We start from the raw sequence: 19,901 nt of genomic DNA, 5'->3' as shown, positions 1-19,901 counted from the left end.
AAAAGAAGCGGGAGTCTGGCTCCCGCTTGAACGATCGTCTTATTTAGAATCGTCCGAGGCTTCGTCACCTGTCAATTCAGAGACAGAGAAACCTCCTTGGTCGCTATACTCGTCAAGCAACGATTGATCCGCGTCGCCACGTGATGAATCGCTCGACTCGAGCGCACGCATCGACAACGAGATTTTCTTCTCGTCAAGATGGACATCGAGTACTTTGACGGTTACTTCTTGGCCTTCTGACAAGACTTCAGACGGCGTTGCAATGTGTCGGTTCGCAATTTGCGAGATATGAAGCAAACCTTCAACTTGTGGTGCGACTTCGACGAACGCACCGAACGTGACGAGACGTTTGACTTTCCCTTCAATCACGTCACCCGGCTGAATTTTACCTTCTACCGATTCCCACGGTCCAGGCTGCGTCTCTTTAATCGACAACTTCACTTTCTCGTTGTCGAGGTCAAGTCCAAGCACTTTCACTTTGACTTTATCTCCTTCAGTCACAACATCGCTCGGTTTCTCAACCCGGCTATGCGCCATTTCCGAAATGTGGACGAGGCCATCGACACCGCCGATATCGACAAACGCACCGAAATCTGTGAGACGTTGAACCGTCCCTTCGATGATTTGACCGACTTCCAGTGATTCGAGCGTCTCCGCTTTCTTGGCGCTCATTTCCGCTTCGGCAACCGCTTTATGCGACAAGATGACGCGATTTTTCTCGCGGTCGATCTCGACGACTTTAACCGTAATCGGTTTGTTCAAGTAGGATGAGAAGTCTTCGACGAAATGGTTCTCTACGAGCGAAGCCGGGATAAATCCACGGATACCGATGTCAACGACAAGTCCACCTTTGACCTTGTCTTTTACCATGACTTCGAACACTTCGCCGGATTCGAATTTCTCGACGATTTGATCCCAAGCTGCCTCGGCATCAACGTCTTTCTTCGAAACGACCACCTCTTCGTCCGTGACCTTTTTCACTTTGACACGGATTTCGTCGTTAACATGGAGTGATTCGTTTAAATCGTCTAAATGCATGCTTGATACTTCGCTGATTGGTAAAATTGCCTCGGTTTTATAACCGATATCGATCAACGCTTGCTTGTCCTCGATTTTGACGACAGTACCGGTCACAATTTGACCTCGATTGATTTCAAAATCAGGCATATCTTTCATTTCTTCGACCATTCCAACACTACCCCCTCACGATGAGTACAAAAAGGAGCGCCCTAAGGCGCTTACACCTAGTATAAACTTCTTATAATTCGAAAGATTTGTCAAGGTGTTATCAGGTTAGTTCCTCTCCTAGCGCGAGATTAAACCTGAAATTAACGAACGTTCCGTGAATGCTGCATGTACAAGTCACCGATTGTCGTCATAATCAAGTCGGCCGCGATTTGGGCGCTCGCCTTGTCCGCTTTCAAGCCGCTCATGTCGATCGGTTGGCCAATGACGACCTTCAGCTTCGAGCGGAACTTATACGTCCCGATAATCGCCACCGGGAGTACCGACGCGTCCGAACGGAGCGCGAAGAACCCGACGCCGGCTTGGGCTTTGCCGAGCGTACCGTCTTTTGACCGCGTTCCTTCCGGGAAAATCGAGATGACCTCGTCTTCCTTCAATTTTTGCAAGACGACCCGGAGTGCTTGTCGGTCTCCTTCCCCGCGTGACACAGGAATCTGTCCAGCCCGATTCAAAATGTGTTTCAATACCGGCACGTCGAACAACTCTTTTTTCGCGAAGAAACGAAGTTGGCGCTGTTTCGGCATCGCCCCGGCGAGCATGACCGGGTCCCAGTTCGATTGATGGTTCGAACAGACGATCATCGAACCGTCGAGTGGGACGTTATCGCGCCCGATATACTCGACGCGGAAGCTCAATCTGCGGATGATATTGACGACACCTACCGCAAGACGATACATGCCGAACGGTCCATTGTTGAGCGGTTTCATCGTTCAATCACCTGCTTCATCAAGTGCTCGATTGCCTCGACGACGCCGTCAATCGACAGCTCGGTCGTATCGAGATAATGCGCATCGTCGGCCTGACGAAGCGGGGCGACCTCACGCTCGGAATCGCGTTTGTCGCGCAAGGCGATCTCGAGCTGTAATTGTTCGAGGTCGCTCGGCAATCCTTTCGATACGTTCTCTTCGTGGCGGCGGCGGGCCCGTTCTTCGACCGTCGCCGTCATGAACACTTTCAAGTCGGCGCCTGGTAAGACGTGCGTGCCGATATCGCGGCCGTCCATGACGATTCCGCCTTTACTGGCGAGGTCACGCTGTAAATCCATAAGGGCAGCCCGTACTTCCGGCTGGCGTGCGACGAAGCTGACGTTGTTCGTCACTTCGCTCGTCCGGATGACATCGGTCACTTCTTCCGTGCCATCGTACACGCGTTGACCGTTTTCGGACGGGACGAGACGTAAATCCATCTTGTCGATCATCTCAGCGAGCATCGGACCGTCTTCGAGACCGACGCCGTCTTGAAGCGCGCGATACGTGACGGCGCGATAAATCGCACCCGTATCGATATAGACGTACCCTAGTTTTTTAGCGAGCGTTTTCGCGATCGTGCTCTTGCCGGCCCCGGCCGGCCCATCTAATGCGATTTGTAATGGTTTATTCATAAAAATTGGGTATCGGCTCATCCCGATACCCGCCTCCTCTCGGTCATTTGTTCCGAGAACATCATACCAGTTTTTTAGCGTGAAGAAAATACGGAGCCGGTCCGTTTTCTCGCTTCGAGCTGGGCTCGGAAGCAATAACGTAAAATCGTCTCCTGGTCCCGGTGTGATAACTCTTCAAAGCAAAGCGACAACTCTTGTTTGGCCGTCTGTTCATGGATGCGGACGAGGCGGCTCTTGACGCGGAACGTTTGCGGAATACCTCGGTCGTCATCGATATGGAACGAGACGATCATCGCCTCGTCGACAGCGACCGGGGCTCGATTGGCGATGATGCGCATGCCCCCGGCCGAGACGTCGAGTGATGTCGACTCGAACGATGGGAACGCTTGGCCGTCTTCCGCAGACACGGTCACGTGAATCATCTCTGGCACCCGTAAATATTCACGGCGCTGGACTCGTTTGATTTTCTTCTCATCCGGCACTGGGAACGCATAGCGAAGCGTCAACTGCGCATCGCTCACGCGTCTCGACACAACGGTATCAAAGGCGTACAGTTGCTCTTCTCCTTTGAAGAAATAGACACGCATCGATTCGTCTTCGTGCAAGAAGAACGTCTTTAACGTATCCGTTTCACTCGGGGACTCGATCCAGACGACTTGATCGTTAATGGCTGCGATCTTCGTCTTTCCTTCTTTTCTCCCTTCGACTTCCACCCGTAACTCTTGACCTACTTTTAACATGAAACGATTCCCCTTTATTCTATTTATATTGGCGATGATTGGAACGATTGGCGGTACGGACGAGCAATAAGGCGACCATCCATAAGACGACGATATAGACGACAGCCGGAACTTTGTTCATCGGTTCGACGAGCAAGATATAGTCGAACATCCCATGCAACAGCGTGGCCGCCATGACGGCGGTGAACAACCAAAACCGCTCGTGGTTGGAATGTTTGGCCCGGCCGAGACAAAACCCCATGACGACGGCGAACAGCGCGTGGCCGCTCACCGGCAGCACGGCGCGCCAGATCGCGATTTCGATTGAGTCGTACACCCATAAATATAGAAAATTCTCTAACGTGGCAAAGCCGAGTGAACAGGCGACCGCATAGAGAATCCCGTCGTAGTAATCATCAAAGACTTTATGTATGTATATTGTATAATAAATCATGAACCACTTAAAAAACTCTTCTAATAGCGCGGTGGCCACGAACGCCTTCCAAAACGGGCCCACGAGCACCCCTTCTTCCACGAACGCATACTGGACGAACATGATCGGAAAGACGAGAATGGCCCCGGCGACGAACGACCGGATCACATAGCCGAGCGGTTCCGCTTCTAGTTCATGCCGGAGATAGAAGTAGGAAAGAAGGGCGAACCCTGGCGCAACCGCAGACAAGGCGATTGCAATCATGATGCATCTCTCCTTTCTCACGTTAAGCATACACTGAAATAGAGGAAAGAAAAAGTAGGTCACGCCTAGAAATTGGAAGAAACGAACAAAAAAGTTGGAGGTCTGTTATGAATCATTTATTACTCATCCACACCGGCGGCACAATCGCCATGTCCCAATCGGGGTCGGGACATGTCATGCCGAGCGAGGTCAATCCGATTGATGCGACGTTGCCGAAAGCGACGGATATCGCGAATATCACAACGAAACATTTCTCGAACATCCCGTCGCCGCACATGACACCCGAGAAAATGCTCGAGCTCGCCCAATTCATCAATCAACAGTTGACGCAAGACACATATGACGGGGTCGTCATCACCCACGGGACCGATACGCTCGAAGAGACGGCGTATTTCTTACAAATCACGCTCGGCGCGCCGGTCCCGATCGTCTTGACGGGGGCGATGCGCTCGTCGAACGAGGTCGGCTCCGACGGCGAATTCAATCTCATCACGGCGCTTCGGGTAGCCCAAAGTGATGTCGCGCGAGGCAAAGGCGTGCTCGTCGTCTTCAACGGTGAGATTCATTCCGCCTTCAACGTCACGAAGACGCATACGTCCTCGGTCGACACGTTCAAATCGGTCCACTTCGGAAACGTCGGCATGGTGACGAAAGACCATGTCCTCATCTATAGTCAGCCGACGACGAAGCAACCGAAGATGATTTCAACGATCACGAAACGGGTCGCGGTGCTGAAAGTCGTCGCCGGGATGGACCCGGACTTGATTGAGGCGGTACTCGCGCTCGGTTATGACGGGCTCGTCCTCGAGGTGCTCGGTCAAGGCAACGTCCCGCCGTCGATCGTCCCGGCGCTCGAACTGCTCGTCGAACGCATGCCGGTCGTCATCGTCAGCCGTTGCTTCAACGGGATCGTGCAAGACGTGTACGGCTACGTCGGCGGTGGCCAGCAGCTCAAAGAGATGGGCATCATCTTCTCGAACGGGTTGAACTCACAAAAAGCGAGACTGCGTCTCCTCGTCGAACTCGAGTCTGGGTCGTCGCAAGCGGTCATGGAGCACAGCTTTAGTTTCCAACAATGAGTTGGCGACTTGCCAACCGTTTCGTCCTTCCATACAATGAGGGATGAGGTGATTTCATTGAATAAACACGCTATCGTCGTCGGCGCCGGACCGTGTGGGCTGTCGGCTGCGATTGAATTGGAACGCATCGGCATCTCGTGCACGATTATCGAGCGCGGCAATATCGTCGATGCCATCTATCGGTATCCGACCCATCAGACGTTCTTCTCGTCTGCTAGTTTGCTTGAAATCGGGGATATCCCGTTCATCTGTAAAGATTTGAAACCACGACGTCAAGACGCGCTCGTCTATTATCGGGAAGTCGTCAGCCGGACCGGTTTAGATGTTCATCCGTTCGAGACGGTCGAAGCGGTCGAGCGGACCGAGGACGGTTTCGTCGTTCGGTCCCGACATGACCGGGACGGTTCCAAAGAGCGTCAGGCCGACTACGTCATCTTGGCGACCGGCTACTACGGACGCCCTCGTCGACTTGACGTGCCTGGTGAAGAGCTTCCCCACGTCGCCCATTACTTCAAAGAGGCGCATCCGTTCTATCGGCAGCGCGTCACGGTCATCGGCGGGAAAAACTCCGCCGTCGACGCGGCCATCGAGCTAGAGAAGGCCGGCGCCCATGTCACGGTGCTCTATCGCGGGGACGGTTACAGTCCGTCCGTCAAACCGTGGGTACTGCCGACGTTCGACTCGCTCGTCCGTCACGACAAGGTGCGACTCGAGCTCGAAGCGGAGATCGTTCGGATCGAACCGCATCATGTCGTCTATCGTCAGCATGGTGAAGAACATCGACTCGAGACCGACCACGTCCTCGCCATGACGGGCTACTTGCCCGACCATGGGCTGTTCGCCGATGCCGGGGTCCAAGTCGATGAGGAGACCGGTGTGCCGGCGTTCGACGAGTCGACTTACGAGACGAACGTCGACGGCTTGTTCATCGCCGGTGTCGTCGCTGCCGGAAACGATGCCAATAAGATTTTTATCGAGAACGGACGTTTCCATGGCCAAGCGATCGCCGAGACGCTTCGGGAGCGCAACGGTGTCACATTATAAATAAAGAGAGGGAGGACCTGGTTTCAGGTCTTCCCTCTCTTTTGTTATACCCAACCGCGGAAGCGCGACGCTTCTGCCATCTTGCGCACACCGACCATATAGGCGGCGAGACGCATGTCGACCTTACGCGCCGACGAGGTATTGTATACCGTATTGAACGAGTGGACGAGCACTTTCTCAAGCTTCTCTTCCACTTCCTCTTCCGTCCAATAGTAACCTTGATTGTTTTGAACCCATTCGAAGTATGAGACCGTCACTCCACCGCTCGAAGCGAGCACGTCTGGGACAAGCAGGATGCCACGTTCCGTCAAGATGCGGGTCGCTTCGTTCGTTGTCGGTCCGTTCGCGGCCTCGACGACAATGGACGCTTTGATGTTGTCGGCATTGTCCTCGGTGATTTGGTTCTCGATCGCGGCCGGGACCAAAATGTCGCAGTCGAGTTCGAGCATCTCTTTGTTCGAGATCGTGTTCTTGAACAAGGTCGAGATCGTCCCGAACGAGTCACGACGGTCGAGCAGGTACGGGATGTCGAGACCGTTCTCGTCATGGATGGCTCCGTACGCATCGCTGACGGCGATGACTTTCGCTCCGGCGTCATGCATGAACTTCGACAAGAAGCTACCAGCGTTGCCGAACCCTTGGACGACGACGCGGGCGCCTTTTAACTCGATCCCGCGACGAAGCGCCGCTTCTCGAATCATGATGGCGACACCTTTTGCCGTCGCCGTCTCGCGACCGTGCGAGCCACCGAGCACGAGCGGCTTCCCGGTGATGAATCCTGGTGAGTTGAATTCATCGATCCGGCTATACTCGTCCATCATCCATGCCATGATTTGCGAGTTCGTGAACACATCCGGTGCCGGGATGTCTTTCGTCGGTCCGACGATTTGACTGATGGCCCGAACGTAACCACGGCTCAACCGCTCAATTTCACGGAAACTCATCTCACGCGGATCACAAACGATTCCACCTTTACCGCCGCCATATGGAAGGTCGACGATGCCGGCTTTCAAGCTCATCCAGACCGACAACGCCTTCACTTCGACCTCGGTCACGCTCGGATGGAATCGGATTCCACCTTTCGTCGGTCCGACGGCATCGTTATGTTGCGCACGATATCCTGTGAAAATCTTTGTCGATCCATCATCCATCCGTACCGGGATGCGGACGGTCAACATCCGAAGCGGCTCTTTCAAGAGCTCGTACATCTCTTCTGGATACCCGAGTTTATCGAGCGCCTCGTGTATCACTTCTTGTGTCGATTCAAGGATGTTTTTTCGTTTTTGATGACCTTTTTCTTGATCCGTAATCATGAAGGTTTCCTCCCCTAAATTGTCGATTCTCCCCCAAGAATCAACCTCGTATTCGTTTAAAAGTATATCTGATACGCGCCCAATTTGAAAGGCTTTTACAAAAATAATGAAAGCGTTTTCTAAAACGAAAAAAGAAGGGGGTGCCCCTTCTTACTTTTCAAGTGCGAGTGCGATGAATCGCTCTAACAGTTCACCGTACGAGATGCCGACGGCGCGGGCGCTGTCCGGGAACAGGCTGAGCGGCGTCATGCCAGGCAGTGTGTTCGTCTCTAAAATATAGGCGAGCCCGTCTTCTGACACGAGGAAGTCTGAGCGGGAATATCCGCTGCAGCCGAGGGCACGGTGCGCTTGAATCGCGGCCGCCTGAACTTCTTCGGTCAACGAAGCCGGCAACTCGGCCGGACAGACGTGAATCGATCCACCTTCTGAATACTTCGACTCATAGTCATAAAACTCGTTTTTCGGGATAATCTCGATGACCGGGAGCGCGGCTTCGGCGCCATGGTTTCCGAGTACAGGTACCGTCAATTCACGGCCTTTAATATATTGTTCGACCAAGACGGCCGTATCGCAGGCGAACGCTTTGTCGATTCCTTCACGGAGCATCGTTTCGTCCATCGCGATCGTCAATCCGTTCGAAGACCCTTCTTGGGCCGGTTTGACGACACATGGGAATTCACCGCCCCACTCGACGATTTTCGCGTCGATATCGTCCCCTGTCTCGATGAGGACGTCACGGGCGATTCGGATGCCGGCAGCGGCGAAGATGATTTTCGCACGGGCTTTGTCCATCGCGAGCGCGGACGCCAACACACCAGACCCCGTGTACGGCAAGCCCGCCATCTCCAAGAGCGACTGCACGCGTCCGTCTTCACCGTATTTGCCATGCAAGGCGCTGACGACGACGTCGGCTTGAAGCGTCAACAGTTCATTGGCCCGGTCCGGGTGAAAATCAATCGCCACGACGTCGTGACCCCGTTCTTCGAGCGCTTCAATCATTCCTTTACCACTCGTGAGCGACACTTCCCGCTCACCTGATACACCACCATATAATACCGCGACTTTCATCAAATCTCTCCTTCAGCTAGCTACTCCAAAATTCAAGCTTTATCATACCATGTGTCGGCCGAAAACAATAGAAACAGAACGGTAAAAAGCCGTACTTACGCGAACGTATCGTACAGCTGTTTCACGGCCTGTTCAGTTTGAATCGTCTTCCCGTACTCCATCATGACGTACGGACTGACGGTCGTCGTCCGACCGTACTCCGACAAGATGGCGGCCAGTCGTTCTTCCACGTCTGGTTTGAGCACCTCGACAAAGTGCAGATAATATCGTCCCTCGTAATGATAGAACGCTCCGCCCTGCTCGGTGTCTCGCATATGTGGGAACAAGCGAATCGAGGCGTTGATGACGTCCTCGATATCGTCAAATTGATAAATCAAATGATGAATCACGTCGATGGTGAGCCGAATCTCGACTTGCTCTTGATCCGATTCCGCTACGGGCGCATCGACTTTCTGGACGTCGATGACGAGCCCGTCACGGGGAAACATCGTCACGTTCAAGTCGACGGTCCCTTGCGGCATGAAGCCAAATTCCGCTTCCGCCGTCTCAAGCAATTCCCGCCACAGGTCTTGACCGCTCTCCCCCACGATGGTATCGATGGCGATGCCTCGAGTGGATAGGTCGCTCGCGGTCAAATATACCCTTAAATGTTCTTTTGTTTGCTTTTCAAATCTCAAACGAAAACCTCCAAAGAATAATCAATCCTACTTTATAAGCTACTCCCGTTTGTTCGAGCTGTCAAATAGTTGACAACCACTCGGTCCACGCCTCGGGCGTGTCCCCGAGGAAGGCCGATCCGAATTCGGACGCTTGAAGGCTGACCGCGTAACCACCGGCCCCGATGACGAGGTTCGGGTGGTCGGCTTGGATGAACTGCATCGCGTCTTTCAGGCCATCGAGATGTTCCGTCAACGTACATGAGAAAATCAGACACTTGGCATCGATATCGTGCAACGCCTCGTTCAAATCCTCTTTCGGGAATCCCGCACCTAGGAAAATCACGTCATAACCGTATTGGCGCAAATAAAGCGTCACGAACAAGAGCCCGATTTCGTGCATCTCGCCCGGGGCACAGACGCAAATGATGCGTGGCAAAAAGGGATTCATCGGCATTTGGAGCGACAACGTCGACAGGCGGGCACGCAAAAAGGCCGTCGCAAAATGTTCATGCGCAATCGTAATCGTCCCATTCTCCCAACGTGTCCCGATTTCCATCAATAACGGACCGATGATATCTGTCGTAACCTTTTCAAAACTAAACGTATTAAAGGCACGATTAATCAAATCGTGCGCCTTACGTTCATCAAATGAAAGTAACGCCTCGAGCAACCCGTCCATGAGCTCCTCGTCATAAAGGCGGGCAGGCTTCGGCTTCGGGGCTTCATGTAGCTGTTGAATCGCTTGGGACACGGTCAATCCTTCCCGTTGTTTTTCAACGACCCATTTTATCTTCTCGACGTCTTGGTCGGAATACAATCGATGACCCGAATCTGTCCGGCTCGGAACGATGAATTGATAGCGTCGTTCCCACGCCCGGATCGTGGTCGGGTTGACTCCGGTGAGTGACGCGACCGTCTTGATGGAGTACTTCGGCACAGCAGCCCCTCCTTTCCTACTAGTTCTTCTCTTTCAGTATAGACCCATCTGTACGGCTTTACCTGTTTTATTGTGCAAATCTTGTGAGAAATTGGTGAGATTGTGCATATTCACAACCTCGGGCATGAAATCATAAAAAAAATACGACGTTCTCGTCGTATTGTTTAGAAAAAGATGTCGTGACGACCTATATATAAAAATACAAGAATAATGGCAAACATCGTCAGTGTCAGCATCATGGCGAGCGGTCGCTTCAGCCAGTTGTCGTTCAATTTCTCTTTTCGCTCATGCTCTTGCCGTTCAGCGCGAGATGGCAACGTGTCCACCACTTTTTCACGAAGTGAGTCCGCTTGGTTCCGATGTCGCAACGTGTGCCCTCCTTTACCTTTTTTATCATTTTACTATGATATCAATCAAAGGAAAAGATACGAGCCAACCGATGTTTCCAATCTGTCACATTTTTAGACACAAGTTGCTCCGACGGCGGGAACACGATTTCGCCGCAGATGTCGCAACAATCGCTTTGCTTGACCGGTTGCTCCGAGAAATAATTTAACAAATAATCGCGCCGACACGTCTTGATGAGGGCATAGTCCATCATCTGCCCCAGTTGACGATACCGGGCCCGCTTTCTATCTTTTACCCAATCCACCGCCTCGGCAAGCGTCCGCTCGGCAAGCATCTGATTCAACAGTCCCCAAACCGGGTCTTCCTCGTTCAAGCGCAATAAGCGTGGCAACTGGGCCAGGCTCGTGCCATTGTCTCGTTCAAAATAGGCGAGACGGATATCTTTGTCTTTCGGATATTGCTGGTCGATCAAAAACTGTTGAATCCGCTCATCCCCTTCGGCGTATAGCAAGACCGCGAAAGCCGGCTCGCCGTCACGCCCAGCCCGACCGATCTCTTGCATGTACGCCTCGAGCGTGGCCGGGATTTGATAATGGATGACGGAACGGACGTTATCTTTATTGACACCCATCCCGAACGCACTCGTACAAACCATGATGGCGACTTCGTCACGTAAAAATTGTGACTGTACAAGGCGCCGGTCCTCGGTCGACATGCCACCGTGATAAAACAAGGCGTCATCGAGATGGAGGGCGAGCGCTTCGGCCTCACGCCGTGTCGCCGTATAGATGACGGCCGGTTTCGGCACGTCGTGGACGAGTTCGCTCAGACGGCGCATCTTATCTTCTGACCCGAGACGTTCCACGATGAGGCGAATTTCGGGACGGTTCGCCGAGTGGACGAACTGCGCCGGCGAGAAGAGCGCCAGTTTCTCGACAATATCTCGTTTCACCGTCTCCGGTGCGGTCGCCGTGACAGCCATGCACTGCGGACTGCCGAGCTGCTTGCGCAGTTCACCTAGGCGCGCATACTCCGGCCGGAATTCATGGCCCCACTGCGAGATACAGTGCGCCTCGTCGACGACGAGCATTTGAATCTTTGTGCGCGCCAGCGCCCGTGTCACATGGGGCACGGCAAGTTGCTCCGGCGATAAATACAAAAAGCGGTACCGTTTCAAATGGTTTAAAATCTCTTGCTTCTCTTCGAGCGTCTCCATCGACGTCAATCGGGCCACCCCACGTTCGCCGCGCTCGCGGATATGGAGCATCTGGTCCTCGATCAGTGACAAGAGCGGCGAGACGATAATCGTCAAGCCGTCGTTTTTGATATAGGACGGGAGTTGGAACGTCAATGACTTCCCGGCCCCGGTCGGCATGATGGCGAGCACGTCTTGTCCCTCGGCGACCGCATCGATCACCTCGCGCTGTCCCGGACGGAAACTGTCATAACCGAACACCCGCTTCAACGTCTTCTCAAACAAATGTCTCACCTCGTTTCAATCGTGCGAACACCAATCGGATTTGATAATAACTGATCCCGTCGATTTGTTCAAAAATCGGTTTGAGCGCCCAGCTCGATTCGTCACGCAGCTGCTCGACTTGCTTGATTTGCTCGAGCGGAACAAATTGGTCGAGCGGAAATTCGTCTAAATACATCGCCATCTCGACGACGTGGTCTTCAATCGTACTAGTGCGCAACCGCCGCTGTGACTGGACTTGTTGGAACGATCGACCGGCCAAGAACTGTTCATACGACCCTCGCGCCGATAAGGTCATCCGTTCACTCGATAAGCCGTGGGCGAATCCTAACAGTTTCGCGTCTCGCGGCAATTTCCAGAGGAGCGCATTCCACCCGGCCAAGAAGTAGAGCCGGGCCGTCCGTGCATCAACGTCGAGGAGGGCCGCGATTTGTTCATACGTATACCCAGTCTCGAACGCTCCCGTGAACCTATAAACGACGGCGGTCGCATAAGGGTCGCCGATGTCTTCAAGCGCCGTCTCGAGCTCGTGATGGAAACTTTGAATCAACGGTCGCCATTCGCGTTCGGTCCGGACGATTTGTTTGACCCAACGTTCGGCCAGACGATCGGCCTGGACCGGATAAAACGTCCGCTCATGCTCGAGCGACATGAACGTCTGCACGAACAGGCTGAGCCGTTTCCATGTCATCGTCGTATAGTCCCGGTACTCGCCGCCGAGACGGTCGAACAAGTCGCTGACGGCCTCGGGCGAAGCGAGCATGGACCCGGCTTCGGTCAAGGTAAAACTCGAGCGGTTGAGCCAACCTCGCTTCTCGAACGAGGCGAGCAGTTTCTCATAGTCGTACTTCGTGTAGGGGAACAAGCCAAAAATCGGTTCCAAATCATAAAAAAAGGCATCTTGCAGCGTCGTCGCCGATCGTTTCCCGTTCAACACATGAAACAAACTGCGCTCGCTGCGTTCACCTTTCAAGCGTTGGATGGATAGTAATAACACCCCGTCCGCTAAATGAACCATCGTTCCACCTCCTTGTTAAAATTATGCTTCCAAAACGTTATTCGTTTCCTCATTGAAATATTTGGGTATGTAGACTACAATTACTCATAGTCAGTAGAAAATCATTTCTATGCAGAGAGACGAAACGTATGGAGGGTTACAAATGGCAAAATTTACGATTGTTGATAAAGATACATGTATCGCATGTGGTGCTTGCGGAGCAGCTGCCCCGGACATCTTCGACTATGATGACGAAGGCCTCGCGTTCAACTTGATGGACGACAACACGGGTACGATTGAAGTCCCGGATGAATTGTATGAGGACTTGATGGACGCCTTCGAGGGCTGCCCGACCGACTCAATTAAAGTCGCAGACGAATCATTCGACGGCGACGCACTCAAGTACGAATAAACGAGACATGTGTGCCATCTCGGCGCACATGTCTTTTTTTATCGTGTCGCTTTGCGGAAACCGGCCTCCCGCGCCTCTTTCTCTGTACAGAACATCTCTTCCGGGATCGTGCGCTCATAGCTCGCCCCGCCCGGAACGTGATAAATCTTCTCTCCGTCCCGATTGATATTCCCTTTAATGTCACATCCATCCGTGTCTCGTTTCGGCTGGGCCGGCTCGGTCGCCTCGTGGTCGAACCCTTTGCCGGTCACATAATCCTCGAGACTCCAAATCCCGAGCAATTCCTGACGCGCGGCCTGTTCGACGTCCCGGAACGCATCGATGTGTTGCGTGTTCGGCGCGTATACATAGGCGACGCGCGCCAGACCGCGACGTAACAATTCCTCGTTCAGCATCGCATCATCGTACCAGACGTAGGCGAGTGTCCGTTGATAGCGATCGTAGCGCCCGACGTCATACTCCAGTGTGATCGTATCCCCTTCTGGTAGCCAACGCTCGACGAATGATTTTGCATCTTCTCCGAACGGTTGTACCGGCAACGTCGGATGACTCGTCTCTGGCGTATCGACGAGCAAGAGGCGAATCGATTCCGTCGCCCCGTTCTCAAACTCGACTTTGAGCGTATCCCCGTCGATGACGCGGTCGAGCGTGACCGTCTCAGTCTTGCCGAGCGGCCGTGCGACTTGTTGCGTGACCGACGCCGACGGAAAGTCGGCCTCGAGTTCGACGAGCGACTCCGGCGGGTCGATTTGTTCAGCGAACCAGTCATCGACTGAGCAGCCTGCGAGCGAGATGCTCAGCACGACGGCAATCAGCAGTTGCCACCATTTTTTCAATTGTCTCACCTCTACACCAGTATAACAAAAAAGGTTGTTTGACTTAAGCGTCAAACAACCTTGGTGAAATGGACATTTGTCCTTTTGGTGATTAGCGTTTCCCTTTAATATATGGGATACCGACTGATTTCGGTGCATCCGCACGTCCGACGACACCCGCGAGGGCAAGAATCGTAAGCGCATACGGTGCAATCAAGAGCAACACTTGCGGCACGTTGCTGATGACCGGCAAGTTACTGCCGATGATCGACAACGCTTGGGCGAAACCGAAGAAGAGGCCGGCTCCGAGCGCGCCGAGCGGGTTCCACTTCCCGAAGATCATGGCGGCGATGGCCAAGAAGCCTTGACCGACAATCGTCGTCCCACTGAAGTTCGTCGTGACCGTGACGGCGTAGACCGCACCGGCGAGACCGCCGAACGCACCTGAGAGCATGACGCCCATGAAGCGCATTTTCGTGACGTTGATTCCCATCGTGTCAGCTGCCATCGGGTGTTCCCCGACCGAGCGGAGACGAAGGCCGAACGGCGTCTTGAAGATGACGAACCAGACGACGAACGCGAGCGCGATGGCGATGAACGACGTGTACTGGACGTTGATGAAGAACATACGAAGCACCGGGATATCCGATAAAATCGGCACGTTCTCTTTCGCAATCCGAAACTCGATGAAATCGGTCTGTCCTTTGTTGTAGAGGACACGGACGACGAAGATGGCGAGACCGATCGCAAGCATGTTGATTGCGACCCCGAGCACCGTTTGGTCAGCACGCCAAAGGATGGCCGGCACTGCCAAGAAAAGTGAGAAGAGTGCGCCGACGACCATGGCGACCAAGAGCGAGATCCAAGGACTGAGACCACCAAGCCCCATCTCCGTCAACGTGAGCGTCGTGATGATTCCCGTGGCGGCACCGATGACCATGATGCCTTCCAAGGCGATGTTGACGACACCCGAACGTTCACTGAAAATGCCGCCGAGCGCCGCGATGATGAGTGGAGTCGCATAGGCCAACGCGACCGGAACGACGATATAGAGGACTTCTAAGAAGCTCATTTTTTCTCCACTCCTTTCTTACGATTTCCTTTGAATTTGTCAATCACGTAGTTGAACGCATAACCAGACGCCACGAAGATGACGATGGCGGCGATGATGACTTTGACGAGCTCGGACGGAATGTTGGCGCCGAGCTGCATCGCGAGTCCACCGATATTGAGTCCGGCGAACAAAATGGCTGCCAAGACGACACCGATGGCCGTGTTCGCACCGAGAAGGGCGACGGCAATCCCATCGAATCCGACCCCAGTGAACGAGGCACTGAGCGTCATCCCGTTGAACGTACCAAGACCTTCCATCGCTCCAGCGAGTCCAGCGAACATACCCGAGATGACGAACGATAGGATGATGTTGCGATTGACACTCATCCCCGCGTATTGCGACGCGTGTTTGTTGAAACCGACGGCCCGTAGCTCATAGCCGAGCGTCGTCCGTTGCAAGATGTAGTAATAGACGATCGCCGCGAGCACAGCGATGAGGACACCCCAGTGTAAGCGTGAGAACTGCGTCATTTCTTGAAGCCATGGCGACGCGAGCGACGCCGACTCGTTGATCGACTCGGTCCGTTCGTTCGTTACGCCGATGACGCTACGCAAGATCGCGTTCGTCGTGTACAAGGCGATATAGTTCATCATGATCGATGTGATAACTTCATGGACGTGGAACTTGGCTTTCAAGAAACCAGGCACGAACGCCCAAAGCGCTGCCGCAAACATGGCCGCGAGAAGCGCGAGCGGGAGGTGGATGAACATCGGTAAATCAAAGTTGATTCCGACGTAAACGGCTGCCACCCAACCGATTAACACTTGACCTTCGACCCCGATGTTGAAGAGACCGGTCCGGAACGCGAACGCGACCGCTAAACCTGAGAAGATGAGCGGCGCTGCGGCACGAAGTGTTTCTCCGATTGCATATGGGCTTCCGACCATACCTTCGAACAATGACGAGAACCCTTGAATCGGGTCATAACCGCCAATCAGCATGACGATTGCCCCAACGAGAAGTCCCATCAAAATCGACAAGAGCGGGATGAGCAGTCGATTGAATCCTAACTTATTCATACTGTTTCTTCTCCTCTCTTACCGCCGGCCATCAAGAAGCCGAGTTCTTGCTCGGTCGTTTCTTTCGGATCACGAATCCCGACAATCTTACCTTCATATAAGACGGCGACTCGGTCCGCGACGTGTAAAATCTCTTCGAGTTCGAACGAGATTAAGAGGACGGCGCGTCCTTTCTCACGTTCTTTGATGAGCTGTTCATGAATGAACTCGATTGCACCGACGTCAAGTCCACGCGTCGGTTGGGCCGCAATCAACAAGTCAGGTGACCGGTCGACTTCACGGGCGATAATCGCTTTCTGCTGGTTACCACCTGATAAGGCACGGGCTGGCACATCGACCGATGGAGTTCGGACGTCAAACTTCTCAATCAACGCCTTCGCTTTTTCAGCCACAGCTTTATAGTTCATCAAACCACGCTTCGAGAACGGCTCTTTGTAATACGTTTGGAGGACCATGTTGTCCCGAATCGAATAGTCGAGGACGAGTCCGTGTTTATGACGGTCTTGCGGGATATGACCGACGCCAGATTCCGTCACTTTACGTGGCGTGAAACCAGTCACGTCTTTCCCATTCAACAATACTTTTCCAGACTCCGGTTTCTTCAAGCCTGAGATGGCTTCAATCAACTCGGTCTGTCCGTTTCCATCAATCCCGGCGATTCCGAGAATCTCTCCTGAACGAATCTGTAAATCCAAGCCATCGACGGCTTCAAGCCCGCGACTGTCTTTGACGACGAGTTTTTGCACGTCGAGGACGACTTGCTGTGGATCTGCCTTGGAATATTCCGCATCAAAGTTAACTTCACGCCCGACCATCATTTCAGCCAAACGGTCTTCATTGACCGTCTCATCGATATCGACGGTGCCGATATAACGTCCGCGACGGATAACCGTACAGCGGTCGGCCACTTGCATGATCTCTTTCAGTTTATGCGTGATCAAGATGATCGATTTACCTTCTTCGATCAAACGCTTCATGATTTGAATGAGTTCTTGAATCTCTTGTGGCGTCAATACAGCGGTCGGCTCGTCAAAAATCAAGATTTCAGCGCCGCGATAGAGCGTCTTCAAAATTTCGACACGTTGTTGCATCCCGACCGAGATGTCCTCGATTTTAGCGTCCGGATCAATGCGGAGACCGTATTGTTCCGAGATCTCCATAACTTTTTTACGCGCCGTGGCCCGGTCGACCGTCAATCCACTCTTCGGTTCTGAGCCGAGGATGATGTTCTCGGTCACCGTGAACTTCTCGACGAGCATGAAGTGTTGGTGTACCATACCGATCCCAAGGTCGTTGGCGATGTTCGGATTCTCAATGTTCACTTTCTCCCCACGCACGCGGATCTCCCCGCCTTCCGGCTGATAAAGACCGAACAGGACGTTCATGAGCGTCGATTTTCCGGCACCATTCTCGCCGAGCAACGCATGAATCTCTCCTTTGCGCAATTGGAGGGTGATATTGTCGTTGGCAACGAACGTTCCGAACTCTTTGCGAATATTGAGCATTTCAATTACATATTCCAAGAAAGTCCACCCCTAACTTTAAGTAAAGGGAGACCGCATGGGTCCCCCCCTAACTCAATGAATTATTTTACTGTTTTCATGAACTCTTCGAACTCAGCGTCAGTCGCTGGAGCCGTGATGTCTCCGTCAATCAACTGTGTGCGGTACTCTTCAACTTTTGTGAGGACGTCAGCTGCAACGTTCTCATCAGATGTTTCAGCAATCCCTACTCCATCGTCTTTCAAAGAGAACTCAACGATTTCGCCTGCAGGGAATTTATCTTCCATTGCAAGTTTCGATACTTCGTAAGTAGCCGTGTCAACACGTTTGACCATTGAAGTAAGCGTTACGTTTTCTGGAAGACCTTCTTCGTATTGGTCACGGTCAACACCGATGACCCATACATCTTCGCCGTTCTTCTTACGGTTTTTCGCTTCTGTGAATACCCCTACCCCAGTACCGCCTGCTGCGTGATACACGATATCAGAACCTGCTCCGTACATACCTGAAGCGATTGCTGTACCTTTTTCAGCTGAGTTGAAGTCTTCAGCGTACTTCACGTCAATTGTTGCATCCGGGTTAACGGCCATGACGCCAGCTTTATAACCGTTCTCGAACTTCTTGATCAAGTCAGACTCAACGCCACCGACGAATCCAACTTTGTCAGTTTTCGTAGTGAGACCAGCGACAACACCGACGAGGAACGAACCTTCTTGCTCTTTGAACGTGATCGATGCGACGTTCGGTGCATCAACGACCATGTCGACGATTGCGAAGTTGTTGTCTGGGAACTGCTCAGCAACTTTTTGGATGTCTTCGCCCATCAAGAAGCCGATTCCGTAAATCAAGTTGAAGTTATCGCGTGCCAATTGTTGCAAGTTAGGCTGATAATCCGCTTGTTTTGAAGATTGAAGATATTTGAAGCCTTCGTTCTCAGTCAAGCTGTTGTCTTTCCCGAACTTCGTAAGACCTTCCCAAGCTGATTGGTTGAACGATTTATCATCGACACCGCCAGTATCGGTTACCATGGCTACTTTGAAGTCGCTGCCTTCGCCGCCGCCTTCGCCGTTTGAAGCACCTTCATTGTCATCCCCGCCACATGCTGCGAGTACTGTTGAGAGTGTGAGACCTGCTGCTAAAGCTGAGAGAATCGTTTTTTTCTTGTTCATCGTCGTGTTTCCCCTTTCGGATCATAACAATTAAGGTTGTCATGTCATCAGTAGTCTTTACACCGGTATAAGAAAGCGCTTTCACGCTGTTCCCCAAAAATAACCGTTTCCGGATAAAACGAACGTGCTTAGACGCGTTTGCGAACGACGTGGAAGTCGAAGCGGTCCGCTCGGAAAAAGTTCGCCGAATCGAGCAGCGGTAAGTCGCTCTCATCGTAATGCAATTGCTTTAATGCCAGTAACGGTTGGTCCGTTTGAAGTTGCGTCGAGATTTCCGCGTTCACACTCGGTTCGATGTGCGTGATCGCATAAGCGACCCGACGTCCTACCTCTTGTTCGAGCGCATCAAACAACGACTTACCTTCCGTCAACGCTTTAGGATTCGAGACGAGGTGGGCCGGAATTTTATCGACACAGTATACAACCGGTGTCTCGTCTGCATAACGAATCCGCACGATCCGATAAATCGGCGAGTTCGGTTCGATTTTCAGACGCTCAGCTTCTCTCTCGGTCGCTAGAACCTTTTCGGCCACCAATACTTTCGTTCCTGGTGTCATCTTGGCGCGCATGATCATGTCCGTGACACTGAACAGTTCTTCAATCCCTGAAGTGAACGGGGGTTTTGAACTGATAAATGTTCCGACGCCATGTTTCCGCACGACAAATTTCTCGTCTTCGAGGATACGAAGGGCTTCCCGGAGTGTCGCTCGACTGACTCCTAGTTGCTTCGACAACTCGAACTCTGAAGGAAGTTTCTCTCCTTCACGATAGACACCATCGTCGATATCTTGCTTGATTTTCTCAATCACGCGAAGATAGAGCAAGCGATGATCGAGCTTGATCGACATGGGCCTCACCACCTTTACCTATTCTAACCAGTGCTCAGACATCTGACGTATGAATGTC

General features: G+C 52.7%; 21 protein-coding genes. 3 read left to right on the top strand and 18 right to left on the bottom strand.

Annotation, left to right across the window (positions count from 1 at the left end; all coding sequences use genetic code 11):
- Positions 1-39 precede the first annotated feature (39 nt).
- The 5 genes from rpsA to prsW form a co-directional block, all read right to left on the bottom strand.
- Entirely contained in the window at positions 40-1,188 is a 1,149-nt protein-coding gene (gene rpsA / locus M467_RS26380) for a 30S ribosomal protein S1 (RefSeq protein WP_021067191.1), read from the bottom strand.
- 140 nt (positions 1,189-1,328) lie between these two features.
- A complete protein-coding gene (locus tag M467_RS26375; RefSeq protein ID WP_021067190.1) occupies positions 1,329-1,952 on the bottom strand; it encodes a lysophospholipid acyltransferase family protein in 624 nt (207 codons plus the stop codon).
- Positions 1,949-2,626 carry a (d)CMP kinase gene (cmk, locus tag M467_RS26370; RefSeq protein ID WP_021067189.1) on the bottom strand — a complete coding sequence of 226 codons (678 nt, stop codon included), beginning with the start codon at positions 2,624-2,626 and terminating at the stop codon, positions 1,949-1,951. The genes M467_RS26375 and cmk overlap by 4 nt, the downstream gene beginning before the upstream one ends.
- A gap of 74 nt (positions 2,627-2,700) precedes the next feature.
- Positions 2,701-3,366, bottom strand: coding sequence for a flagellar brake protein (locus tag M467_RS26365; RefSeq protein ID WP_021067188.1), 666 nt, complete (start codon positions 3,364-3,366; stop codon positions 2,701-2,703).
- Positions 3,367-3,385: 19 nt separating this feature from the next.
- Complete coding sequence (gene prsW / locus M467_RS26360; RefSeq protein WP_021067187.1) at positions 3,386-4,042, bottom strand: glutamic-type intramembrane protease PrsW; 657 nt, start codon at positions 4,040-4,042, stop codon at positions 3,386-3,388.
- Positions 4,043-4,149: 107 nt separating this feature from the next.
- On the opposite strand from prsW, the gene M467_RS26355 reads away from it, so the two are divergent.
- Both M467_RS26355 and M467_RS26350 read left to right on the top strand, forming a co-directional pair.
- Positions 4,150-5,121 (top strand): asparaginase, encoded by a 972-nt coding sequence (locus M467_RS26355; RefSeq protein WP_021067186.1) that lies wholly within the window; start codon positions 4,150-4,152, stop codon positions 5,119-5,121.
- A gap of 36 nt (positions 5,122-5,157) precedes the next feature.
- Positions 5,158-6,165, top strand: a complete 1,008-nt coding sequence (locus tag M467_RS26350) for a YpdA family putative bacillithiol disulfide reductase (protein ID WP_031200193.1) — start codon at positions 5,158-5,160, stop codon at positions 6,163-6,165.
- 44 nt (positions 6,166-6,209) lie between these two features.
- On the opposite strand, the gene M467_RS26345 is transcribed toward M467_RS26350, so the two are convergent.
- From M467_RS26345 to M467_RS0115990, 7 genes are all read right to left on the bottom strand, one after another.
- A complete protein-coding gene (locus tag M467_RS26345; RefSeq protein ID WP_021067184.1) occupies positions 6,210-7,478 on the bottom strand; it encodes a Glu/Leu/Phe/Val family dehydrogenase in 1,269 nt (422 codons plus the stop codon).
- A gap of 150 nt (positions 7,479-7,628) precedes the next feature.
- The gene (locus tag M467_RS26340; RefSeq protein ID WP_021067183.1) at positions 7,629-8,546 is read right to left on the bottom strand and encodes a D-alanine--D-alanine ligase; all 918 of its coding nucleotides are present in this window, start codon (positions 8,544-8,546) and stop codon (positions 7,629-7,631) included.
- 95 nt (positions 8,547-8,641) lie between these two features.
- Positions 8,642-9,223, bottom strand: a complete 582-nt coding sequence (locus tag M467_RS26335) for an adaptor protein MecA (RefSeq protein WP_021067182.1) — start codon at positions 9,221-9,223, stop codon at positions 8,642-8,644.
- Positions 9,224-9,284: 61 nt separating this feature from the next.
- The gene (locus tag M467_RS26330) at positions 9,285-10,142 is read right to left on the bottom strand and encodes a MerR family transcriptional regulator (protein WP_021067181.1); all 858 of its coding nucleotides are present in this window, start codon (positions 10,140-10,142) and stop codon (positions 9,285-9,287) included.
- A gap of 164 nt (positions 10,143-10,306) precedes the next feature.
- A complete protein-coding gene (locus M467_RS26325; protein ID WP_021067180.1) occupies positions 10,307-10,510 on the bottom strand; it encodes a hypothetical protein in 204 nt (67 codons plus the stop codon).
- A gap of 41 nt (positions 10,511-10,551) precedes the next feature.
- Entirely contained in the window at positions 10,552-11,979 is a 1,428-nt protein-coding gene (locus M467_RS26320; RefSeq protein ID WP_031200191.1) for a RecQ family ATP-dependent DNA helicase, read from the bottom strand.
- Positions 11,963-12,985, bottom strand: coding sequence for a YpbB family protein (locus M467_RS0115990; protein ID WP_021067178.1), 1,023 nt, complete (start codon positions 12,983-12,985; stop codon positions 11,963-11,965). Before M467_RS0115990 ends, M467_RS26320 begins: the two co-directional genes overlap by 17 nt.
- 142 nt (positions 12,986-13,127) lie before the next feature.
- On the opposite strand from M467_RS0115990, the gene M467_RS26315 reads away from it, so the two are divergent.
- A complete protein-coding gene (locus M467_RS26315; protein WP_021067177.1) occupies positions 13,128-13,376 on the top strand; it encodes a ferredoxin in 249 nt (82 codons plus the stop codon).
- A 38-nt stretch (positions 13,377-13,414) separates the two neighbouring features.
- Here the strand turns inward: M467_RS26315 and M467_RS26310 are convergent, their stop codons facing one another.
- The 6 genes from M467_RS26310 to M467_RS26285 all read right to left on the bottom strand — a co-directional run bounded on the left by M467_RS26310 (position 13,415) and on the right by M467_RS26285 (position 19,843).
- The gene (locus M467_RS26310) at positions 13,415-14,221 is read right to left on the bottom strand and encodes a thermonuclease family protein (protein ID WP_031200188.1); all 807 of its coding nucleotides are present in this window, start codon (positions 14,219-14,221) and stop codon (positions 13,415-13,417) included.
- A gap of 82 nt (positions 14,222-14,303) precedes the next feature.
- Positions 14,304-15,263: an ABC transporter permease gene (locus tag M467_RS26305; protein WP_021067175.1), complete on the bottom strand. Its 960-nt coding sequence runs from the start codon at positions 15,261-15,263 to the stop codon at positions 14,304-14,306.
- A complete protein-coding gene (locus M467_RS26300) occupies positions 15,260-16,324 on the bottom strand; it encodes an ABC transporter permease (RefSeq protein ID WP_021067174.1) in 1,065 nt (354 codons plus the stop codon). The genes M467_RS26305 and M467_RS26300 overlap by 4 nt, the downstream gene beginning before the upstream one ends.
- Positions 16,321-17,847, bottom strand: a complete 1,527-nt coding sequence (locus M467_RS26295) for an ABC transporter ATP-binding protein (RefSeq protein WP_021067173.1) — start codon at positions 17,845-17,847, stop codon at positions 16,321-16,323. The genes M467_RS26300 and M467_RS26295 overlap by 4 nt, the downstream gene beginning before the upstream one ends.
- Before the next feature lie 62 nt (positions 17,848-17,909).
- Positions 17,910-18,995 (bottom strand): BMP family lipoprotein, encoded by a 1,086-nt coding sequence (locus M467_RS26290; RefSeq protein WP_021067172.1) that lies wholly within the window; start codon positions 18,993-18,995, stop codon positions 17,910-17,912.
- A gap of 128 nt (positions 18,996-19,123) precedes the next feature.
- Positions 19,124-19,843: a GntR family transcriptional regulator gene (locus tag M467_RS26285; protein ID WP_021067171.1), complete on the bottom strand. Its 720-nt coding sequence runs from the start codon at positions 19,841-19,843 to the stop codon at positions 19,124-19,126.
- Between the last annotated feature and the right edge of the window lie 58 nt (positions 19,844-19,901).

Origin of the sequence: Exiguobacterium chiriqhucha RW-2 (assembly GCF_000416965.1) — a bacterium.
Classification (GTDB): Bacteria; Bacillota; Bacilli; order Exiguobacteriales; family Exiguobacteriaceae; genus Exiguobacterium; species Exiguobacterium chiriqhucha.
This window is presented reverse-complemented; position numbering and strand designations above follow the sequence as displayed.